Annotated in this window: 20 protein-coding genes and 1 tRNA gene; 17 read left to right on the top strand and 4 right to left on the bottom strand. The window is 58.5% G+C overall.

What is annotated here, in order from left to right:
* Position 1 precedes the first annotated feature (1 nt).
* The 11 genes from nirJ to ACR0DL_RS11345 all read left to right on the top strand — a co-directional run bounded on the left by nirJ (position 2) and on the right by ACR0DL_RS11345 (position 11,981).
* Positions 2-1,216 (top strand): heme d1 biosynthesis radical SAM protein NirJ, encoded by a 1,215-nt coding sequence (gene nirJ / locus ACR0DL_RS11395; RefSeq protein WP_170359403.1) that lies wholly within the window; start codon positions 2-4, stop codon positions 1,214-1,216.
* On the top strand, positions 1,191-2,744 hold the full coding sequence (locus tag ACR0DL_RS11390; protein WP_425082363.1) for a cytochrome D1 domain-containing protein: 1,554 nt from the start codon (positions 1,191-1,193) through the stop codon (positions 2,742-2,744). The genes nirJ and ACR0DL_RS11390 overlap by 26 nt, the downstream gene beginning before the upstream one ends.
* Positions 2,701-2,964: a hypothetical protein gene (locus ACR0DL_RS11385; protein WP_170350160.1), complete on the top strand. Its 264-nt coding sequence runs from the start codon at positions 2,701-2,703 to the stop codon at positions 2,962-2,964. Before ACR0DL_RS11390 ends, ACR0DL_RS11385 begins: the two co-directional genes overlap by 44 nt.
* A gap of 148 nt (positions 2,965-3,112) precedes the next feature.
* A complete protein-coding gene (locus tag ACR0DL_RS11380) occupies positions 3,113-3,517 on the top strand; it encodes a hypothetical protein (RefSeq protein ID WP_480689239.1) in 405 nt (134 codons plus the stop codon).
* A 44-nt stretch (positions 3,518-3,561) separates the two neighbouring features.
* On the top strand, positions 3,562-5,685 hold the full coding sequence (locus tag ACR0DL_RS11375) for a 4Fe-4S binding protein (protein ID WP_480689506.1): 2,124 nt from the start codon (positions 3,562-3,564) through the stop codon (positions 5,683-5,685).
* Between the two features lie 16 nt (positions 5,686-5,701).
* Complete coding sequence (gene nosZ / locus ACR0DL_RS11370; RefSeq protein ID WP_170359395.1) at positions 5,702-7,609, top strand: TAT-dependent nitrous-oxide reductase; 1,908 nt, start codon at positions 5,702-5,704, stop codon at positions 7,607-7,609.
* 3 nt (positions 7,610-7,612) lie between these two features.
* The gene (locus tag ACR0DL_RS11365; RefSeq protein WP_480689237.1) at positions 7,613-8,869 is read left to right on the top strand and encodes a nitrous oxide reductase family maturation protein NosD; all 1,257 of its coding nucleotides are present in this window, start codon (positions 7,613-7,615) and stop codon (positions 8,867-8,869) included.
* Complete coding sequence (locus ACR0DL_RS11360) at positions 8,859-9,752, top strand: ABC transporter ATP-binding protein (RefSeq protein ID WP_480689235.1); 894 nt, start codon at positions 8,859-8,861, stop codon at positions 9,750-9,752. Before ACR0DL_RS11365 ends, ACR0DL_RS11360 begins: the two co-directional genes overlap by 11 nt.
* A complete protein-coding gene (locus ACR0DL_RS11355; RefSeq protein ID WP_170359390.1) occupies positions 9,749-10,570 on the top strand; it encodes an ABC transporter permease in 822 nt (273 codons plus the stop codon). The genes ACR0DL_RS11360 and ACR0DL_RS11355 overlap by 4 nt, the downstream gene beginning before the upstream one ends.
* A complete protein-coding gene (locus ACR0DL_RS11350) occupies positions 10,567-11,082 on the top strand; it encodes a nitrous oxide reductase accessory protein NosL (protein WP_170350153.1) in 516 nt (171 codons plus the stop codon). Before ACR0DL_RS11355 ends, ACR0DL_RS11350 begins: the two co-directional genes overlap by 4 nt.
* On the top strand, positions 11,079-11,981 hold the full coding sequence (locus tag ACR0DL_RS11345; protein ID WP_480689233.1) for an FAD:protein FMN transferase: 903 nt from the start codon (positions 11,079-11,081) through the stop codon (positions 11,979-11,981). The genes ACR0DL_RS11350 and ACR0DL_RS11345 overlap by 4 nt, the downstream gene beginning before the upstream one ends.
* A gap of 121 nt (positions 11,982-12,102) precedes the next feature.
* Here the strand turns inward: ACR0DL_RS11345 and ACR0DL_RS11340 are convergent.
* A tRNA-Ser gene (locus tag ACR0DL_RS11340) sits at positions 12,103-12,192 on the bottom strand.
* A 474-nt stretch (positions 12,193-12,666) separates the two neighbouring features.
* Here ACR0DL_RS11340 and ACR0DL_RS11335 point away from each other — a divergent pair.
* Positions 12,667-13,539 (top strand): FecR family protein, encoded by an 873-nt coding sequence (locus tag ACR0DL_RS11335; protein WP_480689231.1) that lies wholly within the window; start codon positions 12,667-12,669, stop codon positions 13,537-13,539.
* 106 nt (positions 13,540-13,645) lie between these two features.
* Positions 13,646-15,880: a CHASE2 domain-containing protein gene (locus ACR0DL_RS11330; protein ID WP_480689229.1), complete on the top strand. Its 2,235-nt coding sequence runs from the start codon at positions 13,646-13,648 to the stop codon at positions 15,878-15,880.
* A gap of 18 nt (positions 15,881-15,898) precedes the next feature.
* On the opposite strand, the gene ACR0DL_RS11325 is transcribed toward ACR0DL_RS11330, so the two are convergent.
* The 3 genes from ACR0DL_RS11325 to ACR0DL_RS11315 all read right to left on the bottom strand — a co-directional run bounded on the left by ACR0DL_RS11325 (position 15,899) and on the right by ACR0DL_RS11315 (position 20,651).
* The gene (locus ACR0DL_RS11325; RefSeq protein WP_480689227.1) at positions 15,899-19,084 is read right to left on the bottom strand and encodes an ATP-binding protein; all 3,186 of its coding nucleotides are present in this window, start codon (positions 19,082-19,084) and stop codon (positions 15,899-15,901) included.
* Between the two features lie 136 nt (positions 19,085-19,220).
* Positions 19,221-19,991: a pyridoxine 5'-phosphate synthase gene (locus ACR0DL_RS11320; protein ID WP_480689225.1), complete on the bottom strand. Its 771-nt coding sequence runs from the start codon at positions 19,989-19,991 to the stop codon at positions 19,221-19,223.
* Positions 19,992-20,000: 9 nt separating this feature from the next.
* On the bottom strand, positions 20,001-20,651 hold the full coding sequence (locus ACR0DL_RS11315; RefSeq protein WP_480689223.1) for a pyridoxamine 5'-phosphate oxidase family protein: 651 nt from the start codon (positions 20,649-20,651) through the stop codon (positions 20,001-20,003).
* A gap of 93 nt (positions 20,652-20,744) precedes the next feature.
* Between ACR0DL_RS11315 and pdxR the strand changes: the two genes are divergently transcribed.
* From pdxR to ACR0DL_RS11295, 4 genes are all read left to right on the top strand, one after another.
* Positions 20,745-22,148 (top strand): MocR-like pyridoxine biosynthesis transcription factor PdxR, encoded by a 1,404-nt coding sequence (gene pdxR, locus ACR0DL_RS11310; protein ID WP_480689221.1) that lies wholly within the window; start codon positions 20,745-20,747, stop codon positions 22,146-22,148.
* Between the two features lie 140 nt (positions 22,149-22,288).
* Positions 22,289-24,208, top strand: a complete 1,920-nt coding sequence (locus tag ACR0DL_RS11305) for a DUF3604 domain-containing protein (protein ID WP_480689219.1) — start codon at positions 22,289-22,291, stop codon at positions 24,206-24,208.
* A gap of 126 nt (positions 24,209-24,334) precedes the next feature.
* Positions 24,335-25,156 (top strand): peptidylprolyl isomerase, encoded by an 822-nt coding sequence (locus tag ACR0DL_RS11300; protein ID WP_170350145.1) that lies wholly within the window; start codon positions 24,335-24,337, stop codon positions 25,154-25,156.
* The gene (locus ACR0DL_RS11295) at positions 25,153-26,154 is read left to right on the top strand and encodes a HupE/UreJ family protein (RefSeq protein WP_170350144.1); all 1,002 of its coding nucleotides are present in this window, start codon (positions 25,153-25,155) and stop codon (positions 26,152-26,154) included. The genes ACR0DL_RS11300 and ACR0DL_RS11295 overlap by 4 nt, the downstream gene beginning before the upstream one ends.
* Positions 26,155-26,330 lie beyond the last annotated feature (176 nt).

Raw genomic sequence — 26,330 nt, 5'->3', positions numbered from 1 at the left:
CATGTTCCGCCTGACCGAATACATGCACCAACTCGTCACCCCGACCCCGGTGCGCAAACGCCGCCCTGGACCGGTGAAACCGGTGGTGATCTGGAACCTGACGCGGCGCTGCAATCTGAAATGCCGCCATTGCTACACCGTCTCGGCGGATGTTGCGTTCCCCGGTGAGCTCAGCCACGAGCAAGCCATGGTAACCCTTGAGGATCTGGGCCAATTTCGCGTCCCGGCCCTGATCCTCTCGGGTGGGGAACCGCTGGACCGGTTTGATTTCTTCGACATTGCCAAACGCGCCCGCGATCTGGTGCCGATGCTGGCGCTGTCGACCAACGGCACGCGGATTTACGATGAAACCGCTGATATGATTGCCGATGTGGGATTCAACTATGTCGGTATTTCGCTGGACGGGATCGGGGCCACAAATGACTGGTTCCGCGGCGTTGAAGGCGCCTTTGCCGACGCTTTGCGCGGTGTGCGCGAGTGTAAGAAACGCGGGATCAAAGTGGGCCTGCGATTTTGCCTGACAGAAGGTACTCAGCATCACCTGCCCGACCTGCTACAACTGTGCGATGACGAAGGGGTCGACAAGTTCTACCTGTCGCATCTGGTCTATGCTGGGCGCGGCGACAAGAACCGGGGCGAAGATGCTGAACACCTGCGCACCCGTAACGGGCTGGACCTGCTGCTGGAGCGCGCGTGGGAGGCCGCCTCGGGCGGGCGCCCGCTGGACATTGTGACCGGCAATAATGATGCAGATGCGGGGTACTTCCTGAACTGGGTGCGCACGCATTTCGATGCCGACAAGGCCGCTCATGTGCGCGAACATCTCGCCGCTTGGGGCGGGAATTCCAGCGGGTTGGGCGTGGCCAATATCGACAATCTGGGGCGCGTGCATCCCGATACGTATTGGTCCGACTACACGGTCGGCAACGTGAAGACCAAACCGTTCTCAGAACTGTGGGCCAGCGAGGACCAGATGCTCTCTATGCTGCGCACCCGACCACGTCCGCTGAAAGGGCGCTGCGGGGCCTGCCAATTAAAGGACGTCTGTGGCGGCAATACTCGTATCCGGGCTTTGCAGGTGACCGGCGATCCCTGGGCCGAAGATCCGGCCTGCTATCTTTCCAATCAAGAAATCGGCGTGGATGACGCGGGCGAACGCCTTAAGGTCACGCCGTTCCGGGGGAAACGTCATGATCCGGCACATCAGTTCTTTTGACACGCTGAAAATAGGCACGCTCTGCTCGCTGCTGCTGGCTGGTTCAGCATGGGCCGACGCCCCGTCGGACTATGCCGAACACTGCGCCTCGTGCCATGGCGAGAACCGTTTGGGCGGTGTTGGCCCGGCCCTGATCCCCGAGACGCTGAAACGCATGCGCGGCCCGCGTGTGGCCGCCGTGATTGCCGAGGGGCGTACAGCCACCCAGATGCCCGCCTTTTCGCATGAACTTGACGCCTTGCAGATCGAAGAACTGGCGGGTTGGCTGAAATCCCCGCTGGAAACCAACCCCGAATGGGGCGAGGCCGAGATCATGGCCAGCCGTACGCTGGACGCAGAATACAGCCCGGTCGATGCTCCCGTCTGGGACAGCGACCCGATGAACATCACGCTGGCCGTCGAAACCGGCGATCACCACGTCAGCGTGTTGGACGGTGATACGTTTGAAGTACTGGATCGGTTCGAAACCCCGTTCGCCGTCCACGGAGGCCCGAAGTTCAGCCCCGACGGGCGCTATGTCTTCATCATGTCGCGCGATGGTTGGGTTCAGAAATACGATATCTGGGCGCTGAAACAGGTGGGCCGCGTGCGCGCGGGGCTGAACAGCCGCAACATCGCCATGTCAGGTGATGGAAAATGGGTGGCCGTCGCCAATTACCTGCCCAACAGCCTGACCCTGCTGTCGACCAGCGACCTTTCGGTCGCCAAGGTCATCGAGATCAAAAGCAAAAAGGGCAATCCCAGCCGCGTTTCTGCCGTTTATCAGGCCCCGCCACGCGAAAGCTTTGTGCTAGCCCTGAAAGATGTTCCCGAGATTTGGGAGGTTTTTTACGGCGACAACCCGCCTCAGTTCGGACTGGGTCATGACTTCCGTATCGAAGGGCAGTTCAAGAACCCAAATCCCTTCCCGGTCCGCAAGATCACCACGCCTGACTATCTGGACGATTTCTTTTTCGACCAAAGTTATGAATACGTCATGGGTGCCTCGCGCGACGGCAAGGGTGGGCAGGTTATTGATCTGGTCATCGGTCAGAAAGTGGCTGATCTAGACCTGCCAGGTATGCCGCATCTGGGATCAGGCATCACGTGGCGGTACGGCGATACAACCGTGATGGCCACGCCGCACCTGACCGACGGCACCGTGTCTGTGATCGACATGCAGACATGGGAAACGGTCAAACGGATCAAGACCGAAGGGCCGGGTTTCTTCATGCGCAGTCATGAGAATTCTCCTTACGTCTGGGCCGATGTGTTCTTTGGGCCCAACAAGGATGCGATGCACGTAATCGATAAGCAAAGCCTTGAAATCGTAAAGACTTTACGCCCAGCACCCGGTAAAACCGTGGCCCATGTCGAATTCACCAAGGATGGGCGCCATGCACTGGTATCGATCTGGGAAGATGATGGTGCCGTGATCGTCTATGACGCGCAAACTCTGGAAGAGGTTCGCCGCTTGCCGATGCGCAAACCTTCGGGGAAATATAATGTCTGGAACAAAATCACCTTCTCGGAAGGTACCAGCCACTGAGGGCAAATGGCCGGTCTGGAAACTGGCCATCCTGCTCTACCCCGCCACGGCACTGACCGTGGCCATCAACCTGTTTCTGGCGGGTCTGGTTGCCAATGGTATGGGGCTTGGCGTGATCGCACCTGTAAGCGCAATCCTGTGGTCGATCCCGCTGGGCTTGCCCGCATCCTGGCTGGCCGGGCGCTGGTTGCGCGGGTTGATGGATGAAGCCGACGATTAGTCACAAATTTCGGATACCTGACCTAAGTCAAGTATCCGTCTGAGAGAATCCCGTAGGAAAAAGGAAAGAACGCCGAGTTGGATTCTCCATGTCTGCCCCAGTCCCACTGCACACACTGTCTGTCCGCGCTTTACGCGCGGCGTGCGCCATGGCAGGCACCCTTCTTTTGCTGTTGCAACTGCTTAGTCCGGCGCTGGCGAGTCCCGGACAAAGCATGTGGGTTGAGATCTGCTCGGAGGCAGGCGCGGTCTGGGTTCAAGTGGACCTCGAAGAAGGGACCGAAGACCCAACCGCGCCCTGCCCGAAATGCGCCGACTGTGCCTTGTGTGCCGTCACCGCTGCGGCACCCCTGCCAAACCTGCCGGAACTGAAGTCGGACGGGATTGTTCAGGTCGCTCGCTGCGATGACTGCAACCTGGTCAATTACTACCAAGTTAGGCGGTTATGGCCCGAAACCAGAGGCCCCCCGCACGCGCCCCAAGAAACATCCGAACGCGCCCCGCGCGCGTCCATGGCGTCAATCCAAGTAACCGGAGGTGCGCCGTGGTCGTAAGTCGCGCAACCCATATCCTGCTGGCCTTTGTCCTGTCCTGCCTGATGGCGATCAGCGCCCATGCCGACAGCCTTGCCAGCTTCCTGCCCGAGATTGAGCCCTCTGACCTTGCCCCCGGTGCCGATGCCTTTGGCCCGGTGCGCGATGACGTGCCTGTTGCCCCGGTTCTGAAGGGGGGCGAAACCGTCGCCTGGGCTTTCCTGACTTCGGATTTCGTGGGCACGACCGGCTATTCGGGCAAACCCATCCATGTGGTTGCCGCAATAAACGCTGATGCCGTGCTAACCGGTGTCCAACTGGTCAAACACTCGGAACCCATCGTGCTGATCGGCATTCCCAATTCGCGCATGGTCGAGCTGACCGAAGGCTACACCGGTCTGGACCTGAAACACGAGGCCGCAACGGGTGGTGAGGGGCATGACCTCGACATCATCTCGGGTGCCACCGTGACCATCATGGTGATCGACGACAGCCTTGTGCGCGGCGGTATCAAAGTGGCCCGCGCGCTGGGTTTAGGTGGGCTGTCGCCATTACAGGCCGACGGGCCGAAACGCGAAGTCGATATGGCTAAGAACGCCATCTATGACTGGACCACCCTGTCTGGTGACGGCTCGATCCGGCGGCTGACGCTGGATGTCGGTCAGGTCAACGCCGCTTTTGAAGCTACCGGAGATCAGCGCGCCATCAAACGCCCGGAACCGGGCGAACCGGATGACACGTTTATCGATATGCATATGGCGTTGGTCACGGTTCCCTCGATCGGGAAATCCCTGCTGGGTGAAGCCGAGTATCAAAACCTGGTCGAGTGGCTGGACGACGGCGAACAGGCCATTCTGGTACTGGGGCGCGGAGCTTACAGCTTCAAAGGCTCAGGCTATGTGCGCGGTGGGATCTTCGACCGGATTCAGCTGATCCAAGGCGACAATTCGGTCCGGTTCTTTGACAAGCAACAAGAGCGCCTAGGCAAGGTTGCGGCCGCTGATGCGCCCAGCTTCACCGAACTGGATATCTTTAAAATCCCAGCCGAGGCGGAGTTTGATCCCGCCGAGCCGTTCCGCCTGCAACTGCTGGTACAGCGGGCCGTGGGCGCAGTTGAGAAAACCTTCCTGACTTTCGATCTGGGCTACAAACTACCCGAGCAGTACCTACTGCCCGTAACCGCCCCAACCGTTGTTGACGACGCCACCGGCGAGGCCGCCGCCAAAGCCGCCCTGTGGAAGCGCATCTGGAAGGACCGCACAGTCGAAATTGGCGTCCTTGGCGTCATGCTGCTGGTCCTGACGGCGACGTTCTTCTTCCAGTTCCACGTGACGATGAACGCGAGGGTCTTCTATTGGTTCCGCATCGGGTACCTGACCATGACCCTGTTCTTCATCGGCTGGTACGCCAATGCGCAGCTGAGTGTGGTGAACCTGATGGCACTGGCTGGCAGCCTGCGGACCGGGTTCAGCTGGGACGCCTTCCTGCTGGATCCGCTGGTCTTCATCCAATGGTTTGCGGTCGCCGCCGCGCTGCTGTTCTGGGGGCGTGGGGCCTATTGCGGCTGGCTGTGCCCGTTTGGCGCTTTGCAGGAGTTGACCAATAAGATCGCACGGGCATTGCGCATCCCGCAATGGACCCTTCCCTGGGGCCTGAACGAACGCCTGTGGCCAGCGAAATACATGATCTTCCTCGGGTTGTTCGGCCTCAGCTTTGTCTCGATTCCGCTGGCCGAGAAATATGCCGAGGTCGAACCGTTCAAGACTGCCATCATTCTGAAATTTATGCGCGACTGGCCGTTTGTGGTCTTTGCGCTGACCCTGCTGGGGATCGGGCTGTTCATCGAACGGTTCTACTGCCGCTACCTCTGCCCGCTGGGCGGAGCGCTGGCGATCCCCGCCCGTATCCGCATGTTTGACTGGCTGCGCCGCTACAAGGAATGCGGCACCCCCTGTCAAACCTGCGCCAACGAATGCCCCGTTCAGGCCATCCACCCCACCGGTGAGATCAATCCGAACGAGTGCGTCACCTGCCTGCATTGTCAGGTGCTCTACCAGTCCGAGGACAAATGTCCCGTCGTTATCCGCCAACTGAAACGGCGGGCCAAGACAGGGTCGGTCGACCTCAAGACCCCCCTCGGACAGCCACCGGCGAACCATCCGAACGCCAAACCGCAATCCGTTTCCTAAAAAAGGAGGAACGAACATGTCGGAACATGACAACAAACTGAACATCACACGCCGAGGGATGCTAGGTGCAACCGCAACTGGCGCGGTGCTGGCCGGGACCGGTCTGGGCTCGACCCTGATGACCGCGAAACAAGCCAGTGCTGCGGCCAACGCCAACCTGCAGCCCGGTGAGCTAGACGAATACTACGGCTTCTGGTCCTCGGGTCAGACCGGCGAACTGCGCATTCTGGGCTTCCCGTCCATGCGCGAGCTGATGCGCGTGCCAGTGTTCAACCGCTGCTCGGCCACCGGCTGGGGTCAGACCAATGAATCGTTGAAAATCATGACCGACGGCCTGCTGCCTGAAACCAAAGAGTTTCTCGCCAAGCGTGGCATGAAAACCTATGACAACGGCGACCTGCACCACCCGCATATGTCGTTCACCGATGGCACCTACGATGGCCGCTACCTGTTCATGAACGACAAGGCCAACACCCGCGTTGCCCGCGTGCGCTGCGACGTGATGAAATGCGACAAGATCACCGAGATCCCGAATGCCAAGGCGATCCACGGTCTGCGTCCGCAGAAGTTCCCGCGCACCGGCTATGTTTTTGCCAATGGTGAGGATGAAACCCCGCTGGTCAACGACGGCACAGTGCTGGACGATCCGTCGCAATACGTGAACATCTTCACCGCGCTTGACGGCGACACCATGGAAGTGGCGTGGCAGGTGATGGTGTCGGGCAACCTCGACAACACCGACTGCGACTATCAGGGCAAATACGCCTATTCGACCTCGTACAACTCGGAAATGGGTATGAACCTGGCCGAGATGACCGAGAACGAGCTGGACCACGTGGTTGTTTTCAACATCGCAGAAATCGAGGCGGGTATCGAAGCCGGTGACTATCAGGAGCTGAAAGGCGTCAAGGTTCTGGACGGCCGTAAGGGTCAGAACAAGAAGTACACCCGTTACATTCCGATCCCGAACTCGCCGCACGGCATCAACACAGCGCCCGACGGCAAGCACGTCTGCATCAACGGTAAGCTGTCGCCGACCGTTTCGATCATGGACGTTACAAAGCTGGACGCCCTGTTCGAAAGTGATGCCGATCCGCGGTCGTGCATCGTGGGTGAGCCGCAACTGGGTCTTGGCCCGCTTCACACCGCCTATGACGGCCAGGGCAACGCGTTCACCACGCTGTTCCTGGACAGCCAGATCGTGAAGTGGAACATCGAAAAGGCAATCGAGGCTTACGGCGGTGCCGATGTGGATCCGATCATCTCGAAGGTCGACGTCCACTATCAGCCGGGCCACAACTCGACTTCCATGGGTGAAACCAAGGATGCCGACGGAAAGTGGCTGATTTCGATGAACAAGTTCTCGAAAGACCGCTTCCTGAACGTGGGTCCGCTGAAGCCCGAGAACGAGCAGTTGATCGACATCTCGTCTAACGAGATGAAAGTGGTTCACGACGGCCCGACCTTTGCCGAGCCGCATGACTCGATCATCGTTCGCAGCGACATCGTCAACCCGGTAAACGTCTGGGATCGCGCCGATGTTACATGGGAAGACGCCCGCAAACAGGCCGAGGCCGATGGCATTGATCTGGAAGAAGGCGCCGAAGAACCCATCCGGGACGGCAACAAGGTGCGGGTCTACATGACATCGCAGGCTCCGACCTTCAGCCTGGAAAAGTTCACCGTCAAACAGGGTGACGAGGTGACGGTTTACATCACCAACCTCGATGACGTGGACGACGTGACCCACGGCTTCTGCCTAGGTAACTACGGCATCGCAATGGAAGTTGCACCGCTGGCAACTGCCTCGGTCACCTTCACAGCCGACCGTCCGGGCGTACACTGGTTCTATTGCCAGTGGTTCTGCCACGCACTGCACATGGAAATGCGCGGTCGGATGTTGGTCGAACCGCAGGGAGCATAACCCATGCGTTGGCCTCTGCTCATACCGCTCCTGCTTGGCTCGCCCCTTTGGGCGGCGGACTGGGATGTGCCCAACCGGGCGGGGGCCATCAATGAAATATTGGCGCAGGCGGCGGATGGAGACACCCTCCGCCTGAGCCCCGGTGTTTACACCGAAACGCTTGTGCTGGACCGGCCCGTCACCATCGATGGGCTGGGACAAGCCACCATTGACGGCCAGAGCGCGGGAAGCGTCATCACCGTGACCGGACCGGGCGTGACCGTTCGTGGACTGACGGTGATCGGCTCGGGCTCAAGCCATGACGGGATCGACAGTGGCATCCAGCTGACCAAAACAGCCAAAGCGCCGGTGGTCGAAGACAATGTGTTGTTGGGCAACCTTTATGGCGTCGACATTCACGGTGCCAAGGACAGCATCGTGCGTGGCAACCGGATCGAAGGTCGGCAGGACCGGCGGATGAATGACCGCGGCAATGGCGTCTACGTCTGGAACGCGCCGGGTGCGCGGGTTGAAGACAACGACATCCGGTACGGGCGCGACGGGATCTTTGTGAACTCGTCGAAAAAGAACACCTTCACAGGCAACCTGTTCCGCGACCTGCGGTTCGCCGTGCATTACATGTATGCGGACAATTCGGTCGTCAGCGACAATGTCTCGATAGGTAATGATCTCGGCTACGCGGTTATGTTCACCACAAACGTGACTGTGGCCAACAATGTCTCGATCGGTGACCGCGAACATGGCGTCATGCTGAACTACGCCAACAAGAGCGTCATCACAGGCAACGTGGTAAAAGGTGCCAAGGAAAAGTGCACCTTCCTGTATAATTCCAACAAGAACGAATTCACCGACAACTGGTTCCAGGGATGCGGCATCGGCATCCACTTTACCGCTGGCAGCGAACGCAACCGCATCGTTGGCAACTCTTTCATCGGGAACCGGACACAGGTGAAATACGTCTCGACCAAATGGGTCGAGTGGTCCGAAGCCGGGCGCGGCAACTACTGGTCCGATTTCGCCGCATATGATGTGGATGGCAACGGCATCGCCGATGCCCCCTATCGCCCCAACGACTCGATGGACCATGTGCTGTGGACCCAACCCTCAGCCAAACTGCTGCTCGGCTCCCCCGCCGTGCAGCTGGTGCGCTGGTCGCAATCTGCCTTCCCGGCCCTGTTGCCGGGCGGCGTGATGGACAGCAACCCATTGATGCAAGCCCCTGAACCCCCAGCTATGAAAAAGGTGCCTCATGACGGATAAGGCCCTAGTTATCGACCATGTCAGCAAGGACCGCGGAAAAACTCGCGTTCTTGACGATATCGACCTGTCTCTTGCCCCCGGACAGCGCGTGGCGCTGCTGGGCCATAACGGCGCGGGCAAGTCGACCCTGATCAAATCCATCCTCGGCCTGACGCCGATCCATGGCGGAGCCATTCGGATCGGAGACGCCACCCCCGGCAGCGAACAAGCGCGGCGCGAGACCGCGTATCTACCCGAGGCGGTGTCGTTTCATCCCGCTTTAACTGGACGGGAACAGCTAACACTGTTTGCGAAATTGTCGGGAACCAAAGCTGATGTGCCCGGCCTGCTGAACCGTGTCGGTCTCAGCGATGCGCTGGATCGCCGGATCGGAACGTATTCCAAAGGGATGCGGCAACGTCTGGGCTTGGCTCAAGTTTTGTTGGGTCAGCCGAAAGTGGCGCTGCTGGATGAGCCCACCTCGGGGCTAGACCCCATTTCGCGGCAAGACCTTTACGCCATCATTGACGAGTTGGCAGCGAAAGGTACCGCCGTCCTGATCGCATCCCACGCCCTGACCGAAGTTGAGGCGCGCACAGACCGCATCGCCATCATGCGCAAAGGCCGGATGGTGGCTGATGATACGTTGACCAACCTGTCGGCCCTAGCTGGTCTGCCGATCCGCCTGCGCGTGCGCGCCAGCACCAACCCAGAAGCCCTGGCCGCGGCATTGGGTGGCGACCGGATCAATGGCGCATCCGTTGAGTTGCTGTGTTCCCCAGATGACAAAATGGAGGCCCTGCGCCGGATCGCTGGAATGGGCGATGCCGTGGCGGATGTGGAAATGACCCCACCCAAGCTGGAAGACCTTTATCGCCACTACGCTCAGGAGGAGATGCAATGACCCGCTTCCTCGCCATTACCCGCACAGAGATGCTGATCCTGCGCCGCAACCGCTGGCTGCTGGTGGCCACCCTGATCATGGTGCTGTTCGCCTTGGCGCTAACCTTTGCAGGCAGCGCGCCTACCGGTACGCTGGGCGTCGATATGCTGACCGTCTCGGTTGCCTCGATGACTACGTTGTCAGTATATCTTGCCCCCTTACTGGCGTTGATGATCGCTTTTGATGCCATCGCAGGTGACGTGGACCGGGGCAGCTTATCGCTGCTGCTATCCTATCCGGCGGGGCGTGGAGAAATCCTGTTGGGCAAATTCACCGCCCATCTGGCCGCGCTTGCCTTTGCCATGACCGTCGGCTTTGGCACCGCTGGTGCAGTGGCCGCATGGTTCGGCGGCGCGGGGCCAGAAAGCCTGATGGCTTTGCTACGCCTAATCCTCACATCCATCCTGCTGGGCGCCGTGTTTCTGGCGCTGGGTTACCTGCTGTCTGCCCTGGCTAGGGGCGCCACGGCAGCAGCAGGTTTGTCGGCCGGGCTCTGGCTGGTCTTTGTCGTCCTTTATGATCTGGGCTTGTTGGGAGCCGTCGTCATGGACAAGGGCGGCACCTTCACCCAATCCGTCTTTCCGTGGGTGATGGTAGCCAACCCGGCCGACGCATTCCGTTTGTGGAACATCGCCGCGACCGAAGGCGTTGCGATGGCATCCGGCATGACCGGGGCCGCGCAGGCACTGCCCGTCTGGGCCGCTCCTGCCTCCCTGCTGATCTGGCCGGTATTGGGCTTTGTCCTCGCCCGCGCCGCGTTTCGGAGGGTCGAGCCATGAAACGTCTTGCTTTGATCGCGTTTGTCGCGCTGGCGGCCTGCAAGGAAGAGATCGCCGAGGCCCCTGATCCAGTGGACCTGACCCCCGATGCGCTAAGCTTTTTCTGCCAGATGAACATCGCTGAACATGGTGGCCCCAAAGGTCAGATCCATCTGGAAGGCTACCCTACACCTCTGTTCTTCGCCCAAGTGCGCGACATGGTGGCCTACCTAAAAAGCCCCGAGCGTGATGCACCCATTGCAGCGGTCTATGTCAGCGATATGGGCGCCGCGCCCAACTGGCAACAGCCGGGTGTTTCCAACTGGATCGCCGCCGAGGGCGCAACCTTTGTGGTCGGAGCCAATGTTGCGGGCGGCATGGGCGCGCGCGAGGTGGTGCCCTTTGCAGACCCCGCTGCCGCTGAAACCTTTATTGGCCAGTACGGTGGCAATCTGCTGCCTCTGTCCGGCATCCCCGACACCGAGGTTCTGGGCCCCGTTGATCTGGACCTGAAACTGGAGACCCCCTCATGACCGCCCTCTCCCGCCGCCGGTTTCTGACCATGTCCGCCGCTTGTGCCGCCTTTCCCGCGAGTGCCAATTCTGCCCCTACGGCTCACTGGCACGGGGTCGCGCTGGGGGCCTCGGCCAGCTTGCGACTTGAGGGGCTGACGGACACACAGGCCGCGCCAATCATCACCGCGGTCGAAGCCGAAGTGAACCGGCTTGAGAACATCTTCAGCTTGTACCGACCGCAATCCGAACTCAGCCGACTGAATCGCGACGGGCAACTGCCAGCCCCAGCTCCCGAACTGCTGAACGTCCTCAGCCTGTGTTCGGCCTTGCACGAGGCCACAGACGGCGTTTTCGATCCTTCAGTTCAACCGCTCTGGTCCGCGCTGGCTAACGGGGCCGCCGCGCAAGAGGTCCATTCCGCCCGAAAATCCATTGGATGGTCTCGCGTTTTAATCGGGTCCGACATGATCCGCCTGCCCCAACCCGGTGTTTCAGCACTGACGCTGAACGGTATCGCACAAGGCGCCATTACCGACCGCATCGCGGCTTTGCTGGCCTCGCACGGTCTACGCGATGTATTGGTAAATATGGGGGAAATCGCCGCCCTTGGCCATCGCCAAGACGGGCAAGCCTGGCAAGTCGGACTGGCCGGACCCGGCAGAGAAGTTCTCAAATCCATCGAATTAAGCGATCGTGCCGTTGCAACCTCGGACGCAGGCAACCTCATGCTGACCGATGATCAAGGCCACATCCTGAACCCGCAAGACGAGGTAGCAACGAACCACATAGTATCGGTCTCAGCCCCCAGCGCAGCCATCGCCGACGGGTTGTCCACGGCCTTGTGCGCGCTGCCTGAAACGCGCGTTGACGCCGTGATCAGGTCATTCCCCGAGGCGCGCATAGAAATGTACATCTGAAAAAACTTCGGTGGTCATCTTAGTAAGCGAGGCCATTGGCTTTCCAATAAGCCAAACCATCAAGTGCCCACAACGGCTTACAACATAAGCCGTTGTTTCGACCGCATCTAAAAATGGTAGGTGGCGGAGACGAAGGGATTCGAACCCTCGAGACCCTTCCGGGCCTACTCCCTTAGCAGGGGAGCGCCTTCGACCACTCGGCCACGTCTCCGCTGGCGGGTATATCCTTGCCTGTCACCCGGATACAAGGCGATTTTCTATGCCTTGCTCACTTTTCTCAAATTCGTCGCAAACGCACACGCAATCAGCGAAATTTCGACGCTCTTGAGGACGGACATAAGCAGTCGTAATTGCGCGAAGGAATTCTTCAAACTACTCAATATGACGCGCTCTGAACTGAAAACTTGCCAAATACACGGGCTATAAGGCATATTTGTATAGATTTATTAGCGTATAATTCAAAAATACGAATTTATTGAGGGGCAAACCGAGCGGTGGGCGCGATGCGCTCAGTACCTATCTGTGGGGGAAGGACGTTAGGTTGGCTTGGTTGAAATCGTTACTCGTTATTTGTTGTGTTTTGCTTCTGCCGTCGCAGGCCTTAGCCAACATAGGAAAAGTCATCGGCGTCGAACAAGGCGCTGAATTAACGCGCGCAGGGAAATCGCAGCCGTTGCGCACAGGGATGAAAGTTGCATCTGGCGATTCCATATCCACCGACGGCAGCGGTCTGGTTCAGTTGGTTTTCGTCGATGAAACCAAGATCGCGATTGGCCCGAATGCTCGGATGACACTGGATGTGACAATGCTGCGCGGCAACAAAAAGGCCAAGAACTTCGCGGTTCAGGCCCTTGGCGGCAGCTTTCGCTTTATCTCTGGCAAAAGCAAAAAGCGCGCCTACTCGATTCAAACGCCCACTGCGACCATGGCCGTACGCGGAACGACTTTTGACATATGGGTCGCGCCCGGCGCGCAAAGCGCCATGCTGATTTTACAGGGCCGGGTAGAAATGTGTGGTCAGAACGGCATTTGCCAAGAGACCGGGCGCAAATGCAACCTTCTCGCCACCACACAGAGTGGACGTATCGGGCGCTCTGTCGATCAGGAAAGTTACGAACAAGCGGTGAAAGAAGGGTTCCCCTTTGTTCAGTCACAAGAGCAATTGCTGATTCCATTGCAAACAGATGTGACGGGCTGCGGCAGGGACGCCGTGCCACCTCTGCCGCAACGATCAGAGGTCCCCGCGTCCGGCCCTGACTGGGGGCCGCGTGAAGTGCAAAGCGCTGGGGCCTCCGGGTCGTCCCCGTCAAACAGCGTCGGCATCGGCAGCGGCAATGGCGGCAGCGTCGGCAGCAGCACTGGCAGCAGCAACGGCAGTGGCGGCAATGTCGGAAACGGTAGCGGCAGTGGCGATGGCAGTGGCGGCTCGATCGGCGGCGGTTCCGGCAGCGGCGGGCCAGGCAGCGGTGGCACGATTGGTGGTGGCGGAACAGGGGGATTTGGCGGCGGCAGCGGCAGTGGCACCACTGGCGGTAACGGCGGCAATAGCGGCGGGTGAGCAATCACAGGCCCCGCTGCATGACATCAGATCAGTCGTTGTCGCAGAAAAATGCGCACATCCCGTTCAGGTCCGTCCGGGCTGACCACGATATTCGGAGGCAAACGTGACCGGGAAGCCCAAAGAACGAACAGGGCGGCGGCGGGCCTTCCAGCTGGTCGGGCTGGGCCTGATCCTTTTCGGGTGCTTTATCCGTGTTCTCGATCCGTATCCGGTGCGGATGACACGGCTGATCTATTTCGACATTCTGCAACGCATCTCACCCCGCGAATACAACCCTGATCTGCCTGTCCGCGTGGTGGATATCGACGAACAGTCGCTGGCAAACTGGGGGCAATGGCCCTGGCCCCGAACCCTTTTGGCACAGATGGTCCAGAACCTGGGCGAATATGGTGCCGCCGCTATCGCCTTTGACATTTTGTTCGTCGAACCTGACAGGTTCTCGCCTGCGCGGTTGCTGGAAGAACCCTCGCTCTCTGGGGTGCTGTCAGTTGAGCGCCACGCCGAGAAGCTGGACCATGACGTGCTTTTCGGAATGGAGATCGCCAATTGGCCGGTTGTATTGGGCGCAGCTGCCCGGCAATCCAGCGACGGCAGGCACGTCACGCCGATGACCGGGATCATCGAAATAGGGGAATCACCGACCTCAGGGCTGGTTACCGTTCCTTATTGGACCCCACCAGCCTCACCGCTGGATCGAACAGCAGCAGGCATCGGAGGGGTCAATGTCTCACCCCTTGGCGGTATGGGCATCGTGCGCCGCGTGCCTATCTTGTGGGGCGGGCCGGATGGTGCGCTGCCGGGGCTGGGGATTGAGGCGCTAAGGGTTGCCATAGACGAACCCGTCATCATTGCCGAAGGCATGCCGGATGAGGCCGGTATCATGCTGGCGGTCGAGATTGGTCAATTCCGCCTGCCAACCACCGAAAACGGCGAGGTCTGGGTCAGGTACAGGCGCGATAACCCGGACCTGTATCTGTCAGCTGATGATATCATGCAGCCACAGGACAATCCCGATCTGCGCGCCGAAATCGAAGGGCGGATCATTCTGGTCGGCACGTCGGCCGCCGGATTGTTTGACATGCACCAGACACCTTTGGGTGAATCTGTTCCGGGCGTGTCGATCCATGCGCAAATTCTTGAACAGGTCCTGACCGACGAAATGCTAAGCCGCTCGGATGTGACGTCGGCGCTCGAACTGCTGTCTTTCGTCATTCTTGGCGTAGTGGTCACGGCCGTCATGACGCGGTTCGGGGCGGTTGCGTCATTTGTTGCAGGTGGCGTTGCTGCGGCGGTTGTCCTTGGCATCAGTTGGCTGGCATTCCAGCACCAGTTGGTTCTGTTCGACGTTACCTTTCCGCTGATGGGGGGCATGGCTAATTTCGGCCTGCTGGCGGGCTATCTGTTCATCTCGACCGAGCGCGAAAAACGTGTGATCCGACAGATCTTTTCCCACTATGTCGCGCCCGAGATTCTGGACGAAATTGAGGTGTCTGGGCATCAGCTTCAACTGGGCGGTGAAACACAAGAGATCACCGTCATGTTCTCGGATATACGAGGCTTTACGCCTTTGTCCGTGTCTGTTTCGGCCACCGATCTTGTCACCTTGCTGAATGAACTTTTTTCTCAGATCGGCGACCAGATATTGCTGGAACGGGGCACCATAGACAAATTCATCGGCGATGCGGTAATGGCGTTTTGGAACGCTCCCCTGCCGGTCGAAGATCACCCATGCCGTGCCGCAAAGGCGGCGCTGTTGATGCGACGGGCGCTGGTAGAGTTCAACGCCTCGGACGTCATGCAGGGGCGGCCGCCGATTGCGCTGGCGACCGGTTGCGCCACGGGTCGGGCCTGCGTCGGTAATATCGGGTCAAAGCGCAGGTTCAACTATACCGTCATCGGGGATGTGGTGAACGTCGCCGCACGGATCGAACAAAGCTGCCGCCATGTGGACTATGACATCGTTGTCTCAAGTTCGGTGTATGAGAAAACGCGGCACGAAATGGCGATGCTTGAGGCCGGGTATGTCGACCTTAAGGGACGAACTGACCTGGAACCCGTTTTCGTGCTGGTTGGCAATCAAGACGTACTGGAAACCCCTGAATTTCAGAAATTGGAAACAACCCACCAAAGGCTGATCGCGGCTATTCGGGACCGGCACCCTCAGGATCGGATTGAACGAATATGCGAGGATTGCATCGAACAAGCCCACCATATCGAACCCGGATTGATGAAGTTTTATTACGCGCTGTCCGGCAGGGCTGCCGATTTCCGGTCGGATTTCCAATCCAATCAGTTGATCTTCAGCCACCAAAGACGCGCCCGGAAACCATCAGCCTGAGCAATTTGAATGGAAAGGCTATGCCAATTCCGCCAGCGCCGCATCAATGCGTGTTAGCATCGGAGATCGCCCTGCAGACTCGACGATGACGCGGGCCCGGCTTAGATGCTCGATAGCCTGCGCCTTCTTTTTCTTCGCCTTGTACAGCAGCCCCATGATCATATCACAGCGCGCGATATAGTGGCCCTTTTGGTCGAACTGAGGGTTCTTGCGCACCTGCTCGACCATCGCGATCAGACGTTTTTTTCCAAACAGCATAACCCAAAGGATCGACCGGAAATTTCGAAACAGAACCCCCAGCGAACCGCCGCCTTCACCTGTTAGGATGGCCAGATACATCTCGCACAGAAACAGACGGGCCCAGTCAGCGGATATCTGAGTGCCCTCGTCGGTACGTTTCTGAATGGCGCATTCAATCTGGCGCAACCCGTCCGTAATCCGACCGTTCAGCGCATAGGCCACCCCCAGCATCGCCGCGGGCCCGAAGGTGAACAGCGTCCACCCCTTTTCGTTGCAGGCCTTGATGTGGTTTTGGACCACCTCAGTCGCCCCTGGCATTTCCAGCGGCACCATGGCTCCTACTCTGGCTGCTTCGGCTATGGCCAACTCAAATTCGACCTTTGATGCTTTGCGCGCCTTCTCAGCCATTTCAAGCGCCAGTTCGTGATCATCGGTGACCATCGCGATCAACGCTTTCATGGCGGTTCCATAGCCCAGCGCGCGCGGGTCGTTTTTGGCTTTTCCCAAGGCGATCATTCGATCCGATGCGGCATGCGCCCGCGCCACCCGCCCCCGTGTCAGTTCGTTCCACCCAACAGTGGCCTGATAAAAATTGTGGATATAGGCGTCGTCGATCTGTTCCAGCACAGCCTCGACTTCGCGTTTTCGCGCCTCGAAACGGTCATTGTCGATCGGCGCGTGATAGATTGAGACCGAAAGCTCATTCACCATGGCATACGCCTTAGAGGCCGGATCATTCAGACGACCGGCCATGTCTGTCAGCTCCTGCTGAACCCAATGCGCCTCGTGATACTTGCCGTTGCAGACCAGACAAGAGACATAGTGGTGCAGGAACAACGCGTGATCCTGACTGTCACCTGCTTTTTGCAGGATCGGACGAACTGTCCCGGCCAGTTCGATAATCTTTTTGACCCGCAGTGAGATATTGGAACACAGCGCGAAACTGGCCATGAATCCGGCAAATTCTGCATCTGTGGCGCAACTTGGGTCGTTTTGGTACAGCTCAAGAGCGTCCACAAAATATCGGTTGGCTTCGTCCAGTGAATAAACGCCGAGGCATTTATCACCAGCCATGGCACTGTAGTGAAACGCCTGATCTGCCCGATCCGTCTGTCCATAGTGAAAGGCCAGCACCTCGGCGGCCTCGTGCAACCGGTTGGCGTTGCGCATCACCAACGCCTCGGCAATGGCAAGATGCAGGTCGGACCGGCGGGACAGAACCAGGCTTTGATAGACCGAATCCCGCAGCAGCACATGTTTGAAGATGTAATCCGACGATTTCGGCTCGCGGTACAGTACATCCTGCGCTTGCAGCCGTTGTAGGGTGGCGCCGGTTGACTTGGTCGTCTCGGTGATCTGGGACAACAGACCGGGATCAAAACGCCGACCAATCACGGCTGCAGCCTGCAGCAAGGCGCGATCTTCGGGATCAAGTCGTTCAATTCTGGCCGTCAAAAGACTGCGCATGGTGACGGGCAGCCCGCTGTCGCGGATATCCGCTTCGATATGGGCGCGGCCATTTTCGACGCGCAAAACTCCCTGATCCAGCAGAAAGCCCAAGATTTCTTCGCCAAACAGTGGATTGCCCCCAGCACGGTCTGCCAGCTGTTCGGCCAACCCATCGGGCAGAGCATCCACCCCAAGACGGTTTTGCGCCAGGGTGGCAAGGTCTTCGACTCTCAGCGGGCGAAGCACCACGGTTGTCACCCCGGCCATGTTTTGCCAACTGGGTGTGTATTCGGGTCGCCGTGTCTGGATGATCAGCAGGTTCGACAGACCCGGAGCCTCGATCATATTCGCCAGCAAATCCTTTGACGCGCTGTCGATCCAATGTCCATCTTCGATCAGCAAAACAACCTGGCCCCGCGCGCATTTCAGGCGCAGCAACTCGGTCAGCAACTCGCGAATACGCAGACCGATCAGAACACCGTCGAGACCGTCCAGAGCCCCCTCGGGCGGTGTGAGACCCAGAAAATTCATCATTAACCCAAGGTTCTGTTGCGTGAACAGCCCGGATTTTTTTAACCCGGCCTCAAGCTTGGCCCGAACCCGCAGCGGGTTGTCGGCATCGGTGATGAGAAATGAATTTCGCGTGATTTCCAGGAAGGGTAGAAACGGAACCTGCTGGCCGTCGGCAAAGCAGTTCCCCGTCAGGACCGACACCTCGTCCGCAGGTAGGCGATGAAGAAACTCGAATACCAGCCGCGTTTTGCCCAACCCCGGCTCGGCAACCAGGTCAATCACGGTCCGGGTGTCTTTCGCCCGCTCCAGCGCGGTGGAGATCGTGCTTAGTTCATCTGTTCGGCCAACATAGCCGCTCAACCCTTGCGCCACTGATGCGTCGAACCGGGTTGCGTCGGGGTGAACGGCCTGCAACTGCCACAGCTTTTGCGGCGCGGACAAACCCTTGATCTGATGTTCGCCGAAAAAGCCAAGCTCGGTCACCCATTCGACCAGCCCCCGTGTGGTGTCGCAGATCAGGCTTCCACCCGACGGGGCAAGATTTTCAAGCCGCGCGGCCAGATTCACTGTGCTGCCCACAGCAGTCGTCGGGCCGCTCTCGCCCTGGACAGCCGCCATCAGAACCGTACCGGAACTGATCCCCACACGCACCTTCGGGCGCACGCCGAAACGCGCTTCGATATCCGAGGCGGACGCTTCGAATGCCGCATGGATCGCCATAGCGGCCCGGCAGGCCCGCAGTGCCGTATCTTCGGTCGCGTCGGGAATGCCGAACAGCGCCATTATGCTGTCGCCAGCAAAATCGCGCACCGTTCCACCGTGGGCCTCGACCGCGCGGACCAGCGTATCGTAGGTCAGCCGAACAAAGCCCAACGCCTGTTCGTCCCCAAGCGATGCAACAATCGCAGTATAGCCGACCATATCGGCAAACAGCACCGTGACCTGACGCCGTTGCTCGCTATCCGCTTGTTCTCGCTTAGGTTTATCCGCAATCTTCCCCATACCTGCAAAGGTGTACTACAGCCAATTCAGGCTCGCCAGTATTTGCAGATGAATTGCCGCAAAGGCTTATTCAAATAGCAGTGAAAATGTCACGCCCAAAGCCGGGTGCGACCATAGTCGGCGACATCAGTCTGTTTCAGATAGTTTCCGCCCACAGATCATCTACCCGAGGGATGCTGCAGACCCCAAGATACCGACGAACCGTCTCAGTCATTCCAAAGTTCAGAGCATCGCAAAACAACGCGTGCCCGATGGACACTTCGGCAATCGACGGGATCCGAGCGATCAGTTTGCGCGTGCCACTGACCGTCAGATCGTGGCCCGCATTGACCTTGAGCCTTTGCGCCGCAGCCGCGGTCGCTGCGGCGGTCAGACGGTCAAGTTCCCGCGTCTCGGCCACTGGGTCGTCATAAGATCCGCCGAACGGGCCGGTGTAAAGTTCAACGCGATCTGTTCCGGTCATCGCCGCATGCGGCATGTGCGCTGCCTCGGGGTCGCAGAACAGGGATACGCGATGACCGTTCGCCTGTAACCCGGCAACTACATCCGCTAGTATCGCGCCCCGCGCCGGGAAATCCCAACCATGATCACTTGTCGCCTGACCCGGATCATCGGGAACCAACGTCACCTGGTCCGCGCGCACCTGCTGAACCAGCGACAGAAACCGTTCATCTGGATAGCCTTCGACATTCAATTCCCGGTCTGGAAATTCCGCGTCAAGCATGGAGCGTAGCCCGCGCACGTCATCGGGACGGGTGTGGCGCTCATCCGGGCGGGGGTGCACCGTCACGCCCGCCGCGCCCGCGTTCAAGGCGATCCTTGCCAGACCTATCAAATCCGGCCAAGGGTGCTCACGCCTATTGCGCAGCAGGGCGGCAACATTCAGATTTACCGAAAGGTCCGTCATCACCCTGCCCTACAGCCGAAAGGATTGCACATGTTCGGGCGTCGGCACGCCATCGATGTTTCGGGGATCAGGAATAGGATCACCAACCGACGTGTGAACGGGAATGACCCCGGCCCAGATAGGCAGATCATAATCCTCTTCCTCGTCATTTGGACCGCCTGTGCGGACCTTGGCGCTACCCTCCGATACATCCATGCCCAGCACCATTGTTGCCTTCAGATCCTGCGCGTGATCGGGCCGCAGGCTTTCATATCGCCCCGGGAACAGGCCGTTCACGAACCTGCCAAGCTTGTCCAGCTTTTCTGCCGGGTCTTCAACCTTGACCGCGGTGCCAAACAACGTGACCGACCGCGAGTTAACGGAATGATGCATACCGGACCGAGCCAGGACAAACCCGTCAAGAATTGCGACCGACAGACAAACCTGCGCATCGCGAGAATTGCGCAGCGCACGACTGGCCGAGGACCCGTGCCAATAAATGCGATTGCCCTCTCGCCATTGCAACGTCGGAGTGACAAAGGGCTTGCCATCAATCACATAACCCACGCTGCACATGGGTTGCGCGTCCAGAATACTGTTGATGGCGGCACGGTCGAAATGCCCCCGCTCATGGGATCGACGCAAGCGGGATCTGTCGGTGATGTTCAAAGTCTCGTTCATGGTCATAGCTCGGGTTTGATCTTGCTATGACTGTAGTGCCCGGATATTGGATGTTTTTAAATGTCCAATTTTAAAACTTCTCCTAAGGCCAATTTGAATCGAGATCTTTTTGCGATCTCGTTGGATGCATCGCTGAAGACCTCGCTTCAGGCGCAACTGCTTGAGGTGCTGCGCGGTCTCATATCTACGTCCCCTGACCTAGTCGGGACGCGGCTGCCAGCCAGCCGCACACTGGCATCCGAGTTGTCGATATCCAGAACAACGGTTCAGGCGGTTTATGACCAGATGATCAGCGAAGGGTATCTGGTCACCCGGCAAGGCAGCGGCACATTTGTGGCCAGCGAGATCACCCACCTGTCGCAACCGCAGCCCATCCCCCGCCCGGCGGGTCCAAAGACCCAGAAATGGCTGCCCTTTCAAACCGGTCTGCCGGATCAATCCCTGCTGCCGCACAAACAATGGGCACGCCACCTTGAACGCGCATGGCGCACCCCAAAACCCGAGCTTTTGGCGCGAGCGGACCCTTTGGGTTGGTATCCGCTGCGCGCGGCTATCTCGGACCACGTTGCCGCGTGGCGACACTTGTCCTGTGATCCGGGGCAGATTGTGATCACCTCGGGCGCGCGCGAAGCCTTCGAGGTTATATTCCACGGGCTGCTTGGTGCGGGCAAACAGGTGGCGATCGAAGACCCATGCTGGCCGAAACTTCACACGATTCTGAGGGATACAGGAAACTTAGCCTGCCCAGTACGTATCGATCAGGACGGGCTGGATGTGACACGCCTTCCAGACAAGGCCCATGCCACTATCGTCACGCCTTCGCGGCATTATCCAACAGGGGTCAGCCTGCCCTTGCCCCGCCGGGTCGCCTTGCTGGATTGGGCCAGACAGACCGGTGCGGTGGTGATCGAGGACGACTACGACAGCGAATTCCGCTATCGGGGGCAACCTCTGCCATCGCTTTCGGGGTTGGATGGCCTCAATAACACGATCTACCTTGGCAGCTTTTCAAAACTCGTCAGCCCGGCACTGAGGATCGGGTATCTGGTTGTGCCCAAACGCATGCTGCAAAGCACGCGGACCTATCTTGATCGTGTGGGACCACGCGCCTCGCTGATCCCGCAACCCGCCTTGGCGACATTCATGAACAGCGGTGAATTCGCTATGCATTTACGACGCATGCGACGCGTTTATGCGCGACGTCAGAGCCATCTGCTCACCGCGCTCGCCCCCGCCTGTGACCTCCTGGAGCTTCAGCCGGACTCGTCGGGCATGCATCTTTGCGTTGCACTTCGAGCGGCACTTGCAGACAGAATGTCCGACATTGAAATCAGCCAGCGGGCCGGGGAAAACGGACTGCGCATCAGCGCACTGTCTGACCAATGTGTGTTGCCGCAAAAGATGCAGGGCTTACTGCTGGGGTACGCGGCGTTTGACGAAGATACACTTTCGGACGCGGCGGATCAGTTGGTTTCTCTTATACAGCTGCCACTTTGAAGCAAGCCATGCTGCCTACTGGATAATGGTCAAAAAGTTTTTCACACGTGAAGCACACAACATGATATCGTCAAATAAGAATATATATTCTCAGTATTTCACAAGCTGAATCCGCGAACTCTGTGAATGGGGAGGTTCACATGCTTCGACTGTCTGTCTGCTTACTTACTTTGGTCTCTGTCCCGGCAAGCGCGATTGCCGATGCCGTTCCCACCAAGGAAGCCGCCGAGGGAACCTTTGCCGAGCGTCCCTTTTCACCCTACGCCAACCGCACTTTCCCCGAGCGCCCGCTTTGGGGCGACACGCATCTGCATACGGGGCTGTCACTAGATGCGGGCGCATTCGGCAACACGTTGCTGCCTGACGACGCATGGCGATTTGCCAAAGGCGAGCAGGTGATTTCCTCCACCGGGCAACCAGTCAGACTGGCCAGACCGCTGGATTGGATGGTGCTGACCGATCATACTGACCTGATGGGTTTCGCGCCCGATCTGCAGGCGGGCAAACCCGGTGTGATCTCAGACCCGAAGGGGTTGGAATGGTACGAAGGATACAAGGCCGGTGGCGAAGAAGCTGGTAAAGCAGCCTTTGATATCATCACAAATTTTTCTCAGATGACGTTGCCGGAGATTTTGCTGGAGTCCTACAGCCCGGGGGCCGATGCCTTTGCGTTCACCTGGGAACATATCGTCCTGGCCGCGGAACGGCACAATGATCCCGGTCAATTCACCGCGTTTATCGGTTTCGAATGGACCTCGGTGCCCAAGGGCTTCAACCTGCACCGGAATGTTATGTTGCGCGACGGACCAATCCGCGCGTTGCAGGTTGTTCCGCCGGTAACACAGCCACCCTACGGCAACACTGATCCCAAGGCGCTTTACTCTTGGCTGGAGGATTACGAAGCCAAAACCGGCGGCCGGGCGGTAGCTTTCGCCCATAACGGCAACCTTTCTAACGGCTGGATGTTCCCAACCGAAGACACGTATCACGGTGGCCAGGTTGACGAAGAATACGTCCAGAACCGCGCAAGGTGGGAGCCTCACTACGAGGTCACGCAAATCAAAGGAGACGGCGAGGCCCACCCGTATCTCAGCCCGGATGATCCCTTTGCCGACTATGAGAACTGGGATATTGGCAACCTCGATATCACCGAATTGAAAACTGAGGACATGCTGGCGGGCGAGTATGCGCGCGAAGCCCTCAAGCGCGGCCTGATGCTTGAAGAAAAGTTCGGCGTGAACCCCTATAAATTCGGCATGGGCGGCGCGACTGACAGCCATACTTCGCTGGCAACCGCCGAAGAAGACAACTTTTTTGGCAAATCTGTAAGTGTGGAACCGTCGCCCACCCGGATACAACATCCCTTTATTGCCAATGAGCTGGGCGAGATACCGGGCGATCTGCTGGTCGCTTCGGGCTACACAGCCGTTTGGGCCACCGACAACACACGCTCAGCCATTTTCGATGCGTTCAAGCGCCGCGAAACCTATGCGACCACCGGTCCTCGGATCGGTTTGCGTTTCTTTGGAGGCTGGGCGTTTGACGAGGGCGACCTTGAGACGCGCTTTCTGGCGGATGTCGGTTACACGAAAGGCGTACCCATGGGTGGTGACCTGCGCCCGCGCGAAGGGGATGGCGCACCGAATTTCCTGATTGGTGCCTTGCGCGACCCGATCGGTGCAAATCTGGATCGGGTTCAGGTCGTCAAAGGATGGCTGGGTGCAGACGGGGCGATGCAGGAAAAGGTTTATAATGTCGCCTGGTCTGATGATCGGTCACAGGATGCAGATGGCAACCTACCCGAGGTCGGTAATACTGTGGATGTGGAAACCGCGAGCTGGAGCAATACCATCGGCGCGTCCGAGTTGATCACTGTTTGGTCCGACCCGGATTTCGACCCGAATGAACGGGCCTTTTATTACGTCAGGGTTCTGGAAATCCCCACCCCGCGTTGGTTGCTATACGACAAGTTGCGGTTTGGCATTGATCTGCCGGAAGACGCACAACTGATACATCAGGAACGCGCCTATTCCTCACCGATTTGGTACACTCCGGGGTGAATGGCCTTTTTCGAAGAACCACCACTGCGTTGGAATATAAGCGTAATTATTCTGCAGTCTGTTTGACTTATCCAAGGACCCGCCACTACTATTAAGGCGGGTCTGAAAGCGTCTTCGGAACTAAGCATGCATATTTTGAAAGAACCCCTGCTCCACTTTATTCTGATCGGAGCCGCCATCTTTGGCTGGTTTGCCATTGTGGGCCCAAAGGACGAAAGCGCTGAACGGGGTGATGCAATTGTTATCGACGACGCTGATGTCACGCTTTTGGTCACCCGCTTTGAAACAACCTGGAAACGCCCGCCCAATGACGCAGAGTTGCAGGTGCTGATCGACGCCCTGGTGCGCGAGGAAATCTTGGTGCGCGAGGCGCGCAACCTGGGGTTGGATCGCGGGGATCAGGTAATCCGGGCACGGTTGGCACAAAAGATGGATTTCCTGTCGGATGCAATCGCCGCCTCGGTAGACCCCGAAGATGCAGTGCTTGAAACTTATGTCGCAGCAAACTCGGCACGTTTTACTAAACCTTGGCAGATTGCATTCGATCAGGTGTATCTGGGCGATCAGCCGGTGCCCGAGGATGTGGACACCGCGCTTACCGCACTAACAGCGGGCAGGGAATGGTCAGAGTTTGGTGTACGATCCCTGATGCCTCGATCAATGCCGCTGTCGCCCGCCGGCGCCGTCGATGCCGCATTTGGCCCGGGGTTTTCGGCTGCGCTGGTCCCATTAGAACCGGGCGTCTGGGCTGGGCCGATTCAATCGGGATATGGGATGCATCTGGTCCGTGTAACCGAAACGCGCCTCGAATATCTGCCGCCACTTACGGACATTCGCGATGCGGTTCTGATAGCATGGCGTCGGGACACGGCCGAGGAACTGGCGCAGGCGCAATACGAAACCCTTGCCGCGCAGTACCGGGTTGAAACACCAGGGTCCGGTGAATGAGGGCCCTGTTTTGCTTGATAATAGCGATCTGGTTGGCCTGCACCCCAAAGTCCGGCAATGCACACGCGCTTGACCCCGGATATCTGGACCTCCACCAATTGACGCCAGGCACCTGGCAAGTGATGTGGCGCATACCGGATGTGAACGGCCAACCCATGAGGATTGACGCGATCCTGCCCGAAGCTTGCACCCCATCGCACGGTCCACCGCCGATCTTCGACTCGGTTGCTTGGGTGTCCTCTTGGGTTGCAGAGTGCGGGGCTGAGATCGAAGGACACACAGTCAGAATCCGGGGCCTAGAACGACAAAACAACGATGTCCTTCTGCGCGTTCAGCCACTGGAATCTGCGATTTCCACCCTCCGGTTCACACCTGAAGAGCCGGCCCTGACTTTGCCAATAGATCCGACCACATGGTCCGTTTTCATCAGCTATTTCTGGCTTGGCTTCGAGCATATCCTAGAAGGGTGGGACCACCTTCTGTTTGTCTTCGCCTTGTTCATTCTGGTGCGTGATCCTTGGCGGCTGGTCGGCGCAGTGACAGCCTTTACAGTCGCGCATTCGATCACGCTGGCAATGGCAACGCTGGGGGTGCTGCACGTTCCTGCCGCCCCGGTCGAAGCGGTGATTGCCCTGTCGATCGTTTTCCTGGCCCTGGAAATTCTCAAACACAAAGAAGGGCAGATCAGACTGTCCGAGCAATACCCATGGATTGTCTGCTTTTGTTTTGGTCTGCTACACGGGCTGGGTTTTGCCGGTGCCCTGTCCGAGATCGGCCTGCCCTCTCAGGATATCCCAGCTGCACTTCTGGCCTTTAACCTTGGGGTCGAGGCCGGACAACTTACCTTTATTGCGGGCCTGTCAGTAGGAATGTTTCTGTGGCGTCAGGTGGCGCGCTTTAATCCATCACGGCTGAGCGGGGTTACCCGACCAATCACTGGCTATGTCATCGGCAGCGTGTCGGTCTATTGGCTGGTCGAGCGTGTCAGTGGGTTTTAGGTTATTGGCCTCGCATCGCTGAGGTCAATTTGGTTTTCCGGCATTGAAGCTTTGTTTTGGATGAGGTTATTGCCTCTCACCCCATTGTTTTATGGTTCTGACGGGTTGAGTGTGTTAAGCGATTGATCTTGGGGATCAATTGTAGTGTGACCGGGTTGTTCTGAGATTTTCTGACG

The organism is Ruegeria sp. BB5 (assembly GCF_056539405.1).
This window is presented reverse-complemented; position numbering and strand designations above follow the sequence as displayed.

Excerpts from the sequence above, each read along its gene's own strand:
- nosZ (WP_170359395.1), top strand. The coding sequence starts at position 5,702 with ATGTCGGAACATGACAACAAACTGAACATCACACGCCGAGGGATGCTA.
- ACR0DL_RS11295 (WP_170350144.1), top strand. The coding sequence starts at position 25,153 with ATGAGGGCCCTGTTTTGCTTGATAATAGCGATCTGGTTGGCCTGCACC.
- ACR0DL_RS11305 (WP_480689219.1), top strand. The coding sequence starts at position 22,289 with ATGCTTCGACTGTCTGTCTGCTTACTTACTTTGGTCTCTGTCCCGGCA.
- ACR0DL_RS11335 (WP_480689231.1), top strand. The coding sequence starts at position 12,667 with ATGAAAGTTGCATCTGGCGATTCCATATCCACCGACGGCAGCGGTCTG.
- nirJ (WP_170359403.1), top strand. The coding sequence starts at position 2 with ATGTTCCGCCTGACCGAATACATGCACCAACTCGTCACCCCGACCCCG.
- ACR0DL_RS11385 (WP_170350160.1), top strand. The coding sequence starts at position 2,701 with ATGTCTGGAACAAAATCACCTTCTCGGAAGGTACCAGCCACTGAGGGC.
- ACR0DL_RS11345 (WP_480689233.1), top strand. The coding sequence starts at position 11,079 with ATGACCGCCCTCTCCCGCCGCCGGTTTCTGACCATGTCCGCCGCTTGT.
- ACR0DL_RS11320 (WP_480689225.1), bottom strand. The coding sequence starts at position 19,991 with ATGACGGACCTTTCGGTAAATCTGAATGTTGCCGCCCTGCTGCGCAAT.
- ACR0DL_RS11355 (WP_170359390.1), top strand. The coding sequence starts at position 9,749 with ATGACCCGCTTCCTCGCCATTACCCGCACAGAGATGCTGATCCTGCGC.
- ACR0DL_RS11315 (WP_480689223.1), bottom strand. The coding sequence starts at position 20,651 with ATGAACGAGACTTTGAACATCACCGACAGATCCCGCTTGCGTCGATCC.
- ACR0DL_RS11325 (WP_480689227.1), bottom strand. The coding sequence starts at position 19,084 with ATGGGGAAGATTGCGGATAAACCTAAGCGAGAACAAGCGGATAGCGAG.
- ACR0DL_RS11360 (WP_480689235.1), top strand. The coding sequence starts at position 8,859 with ATGACGGATAAGGCCCTAGTTATCGACCATGTCAGCAAGGACCGCGGA.
- ACR0DL_RS11300 (WP_170350145.1), top strand. The coding sequence starts at position 24,335 with ATGCATATTTTGAAAGAACCCCTGCTCCACTTTATTCTGATCGGAGCC.
- ACR0DL_RS11390 (WP_425082363.1), top strand. The coding sequence starts at position 1,191 with ATGATCCGGCACATCAGTTCTTTTGACACGCTGAAAATAGGCACGCTC.
- ACR0DL_RS11380 (WP_480689239.1), top strand. The coding sequence starts at position 3,113 with ATGGCAGGCACCCTTCTTTTGCTGTTGCAACTGCTTAGTCCGGCGCTG.
- ACR0DL_RS11365 (WP_480689237.1), top strand. The coding sequence starts at position 7,613 with ATGCGTTGGCCTCTGCTCATACCGCTCCTGCTTGGCTCGCCCCTTTGG.
- ACR0DL_RS11350 (WP_170350153.1), top strand. The coding sequence starts at position 10,567 with ATGAAACGTCTTGCTTTGATCGCGTTTGTCGCGCTGGCGGCCTGCAAG.
- ACR0DL_RS11375 (WP_480689506.1), top strand. The coding sequence starts at position 3,562 with ATGGCGATCAGCGCCCATGCCGACAGCCTTGCCAGCTTCCTGCCCGAG.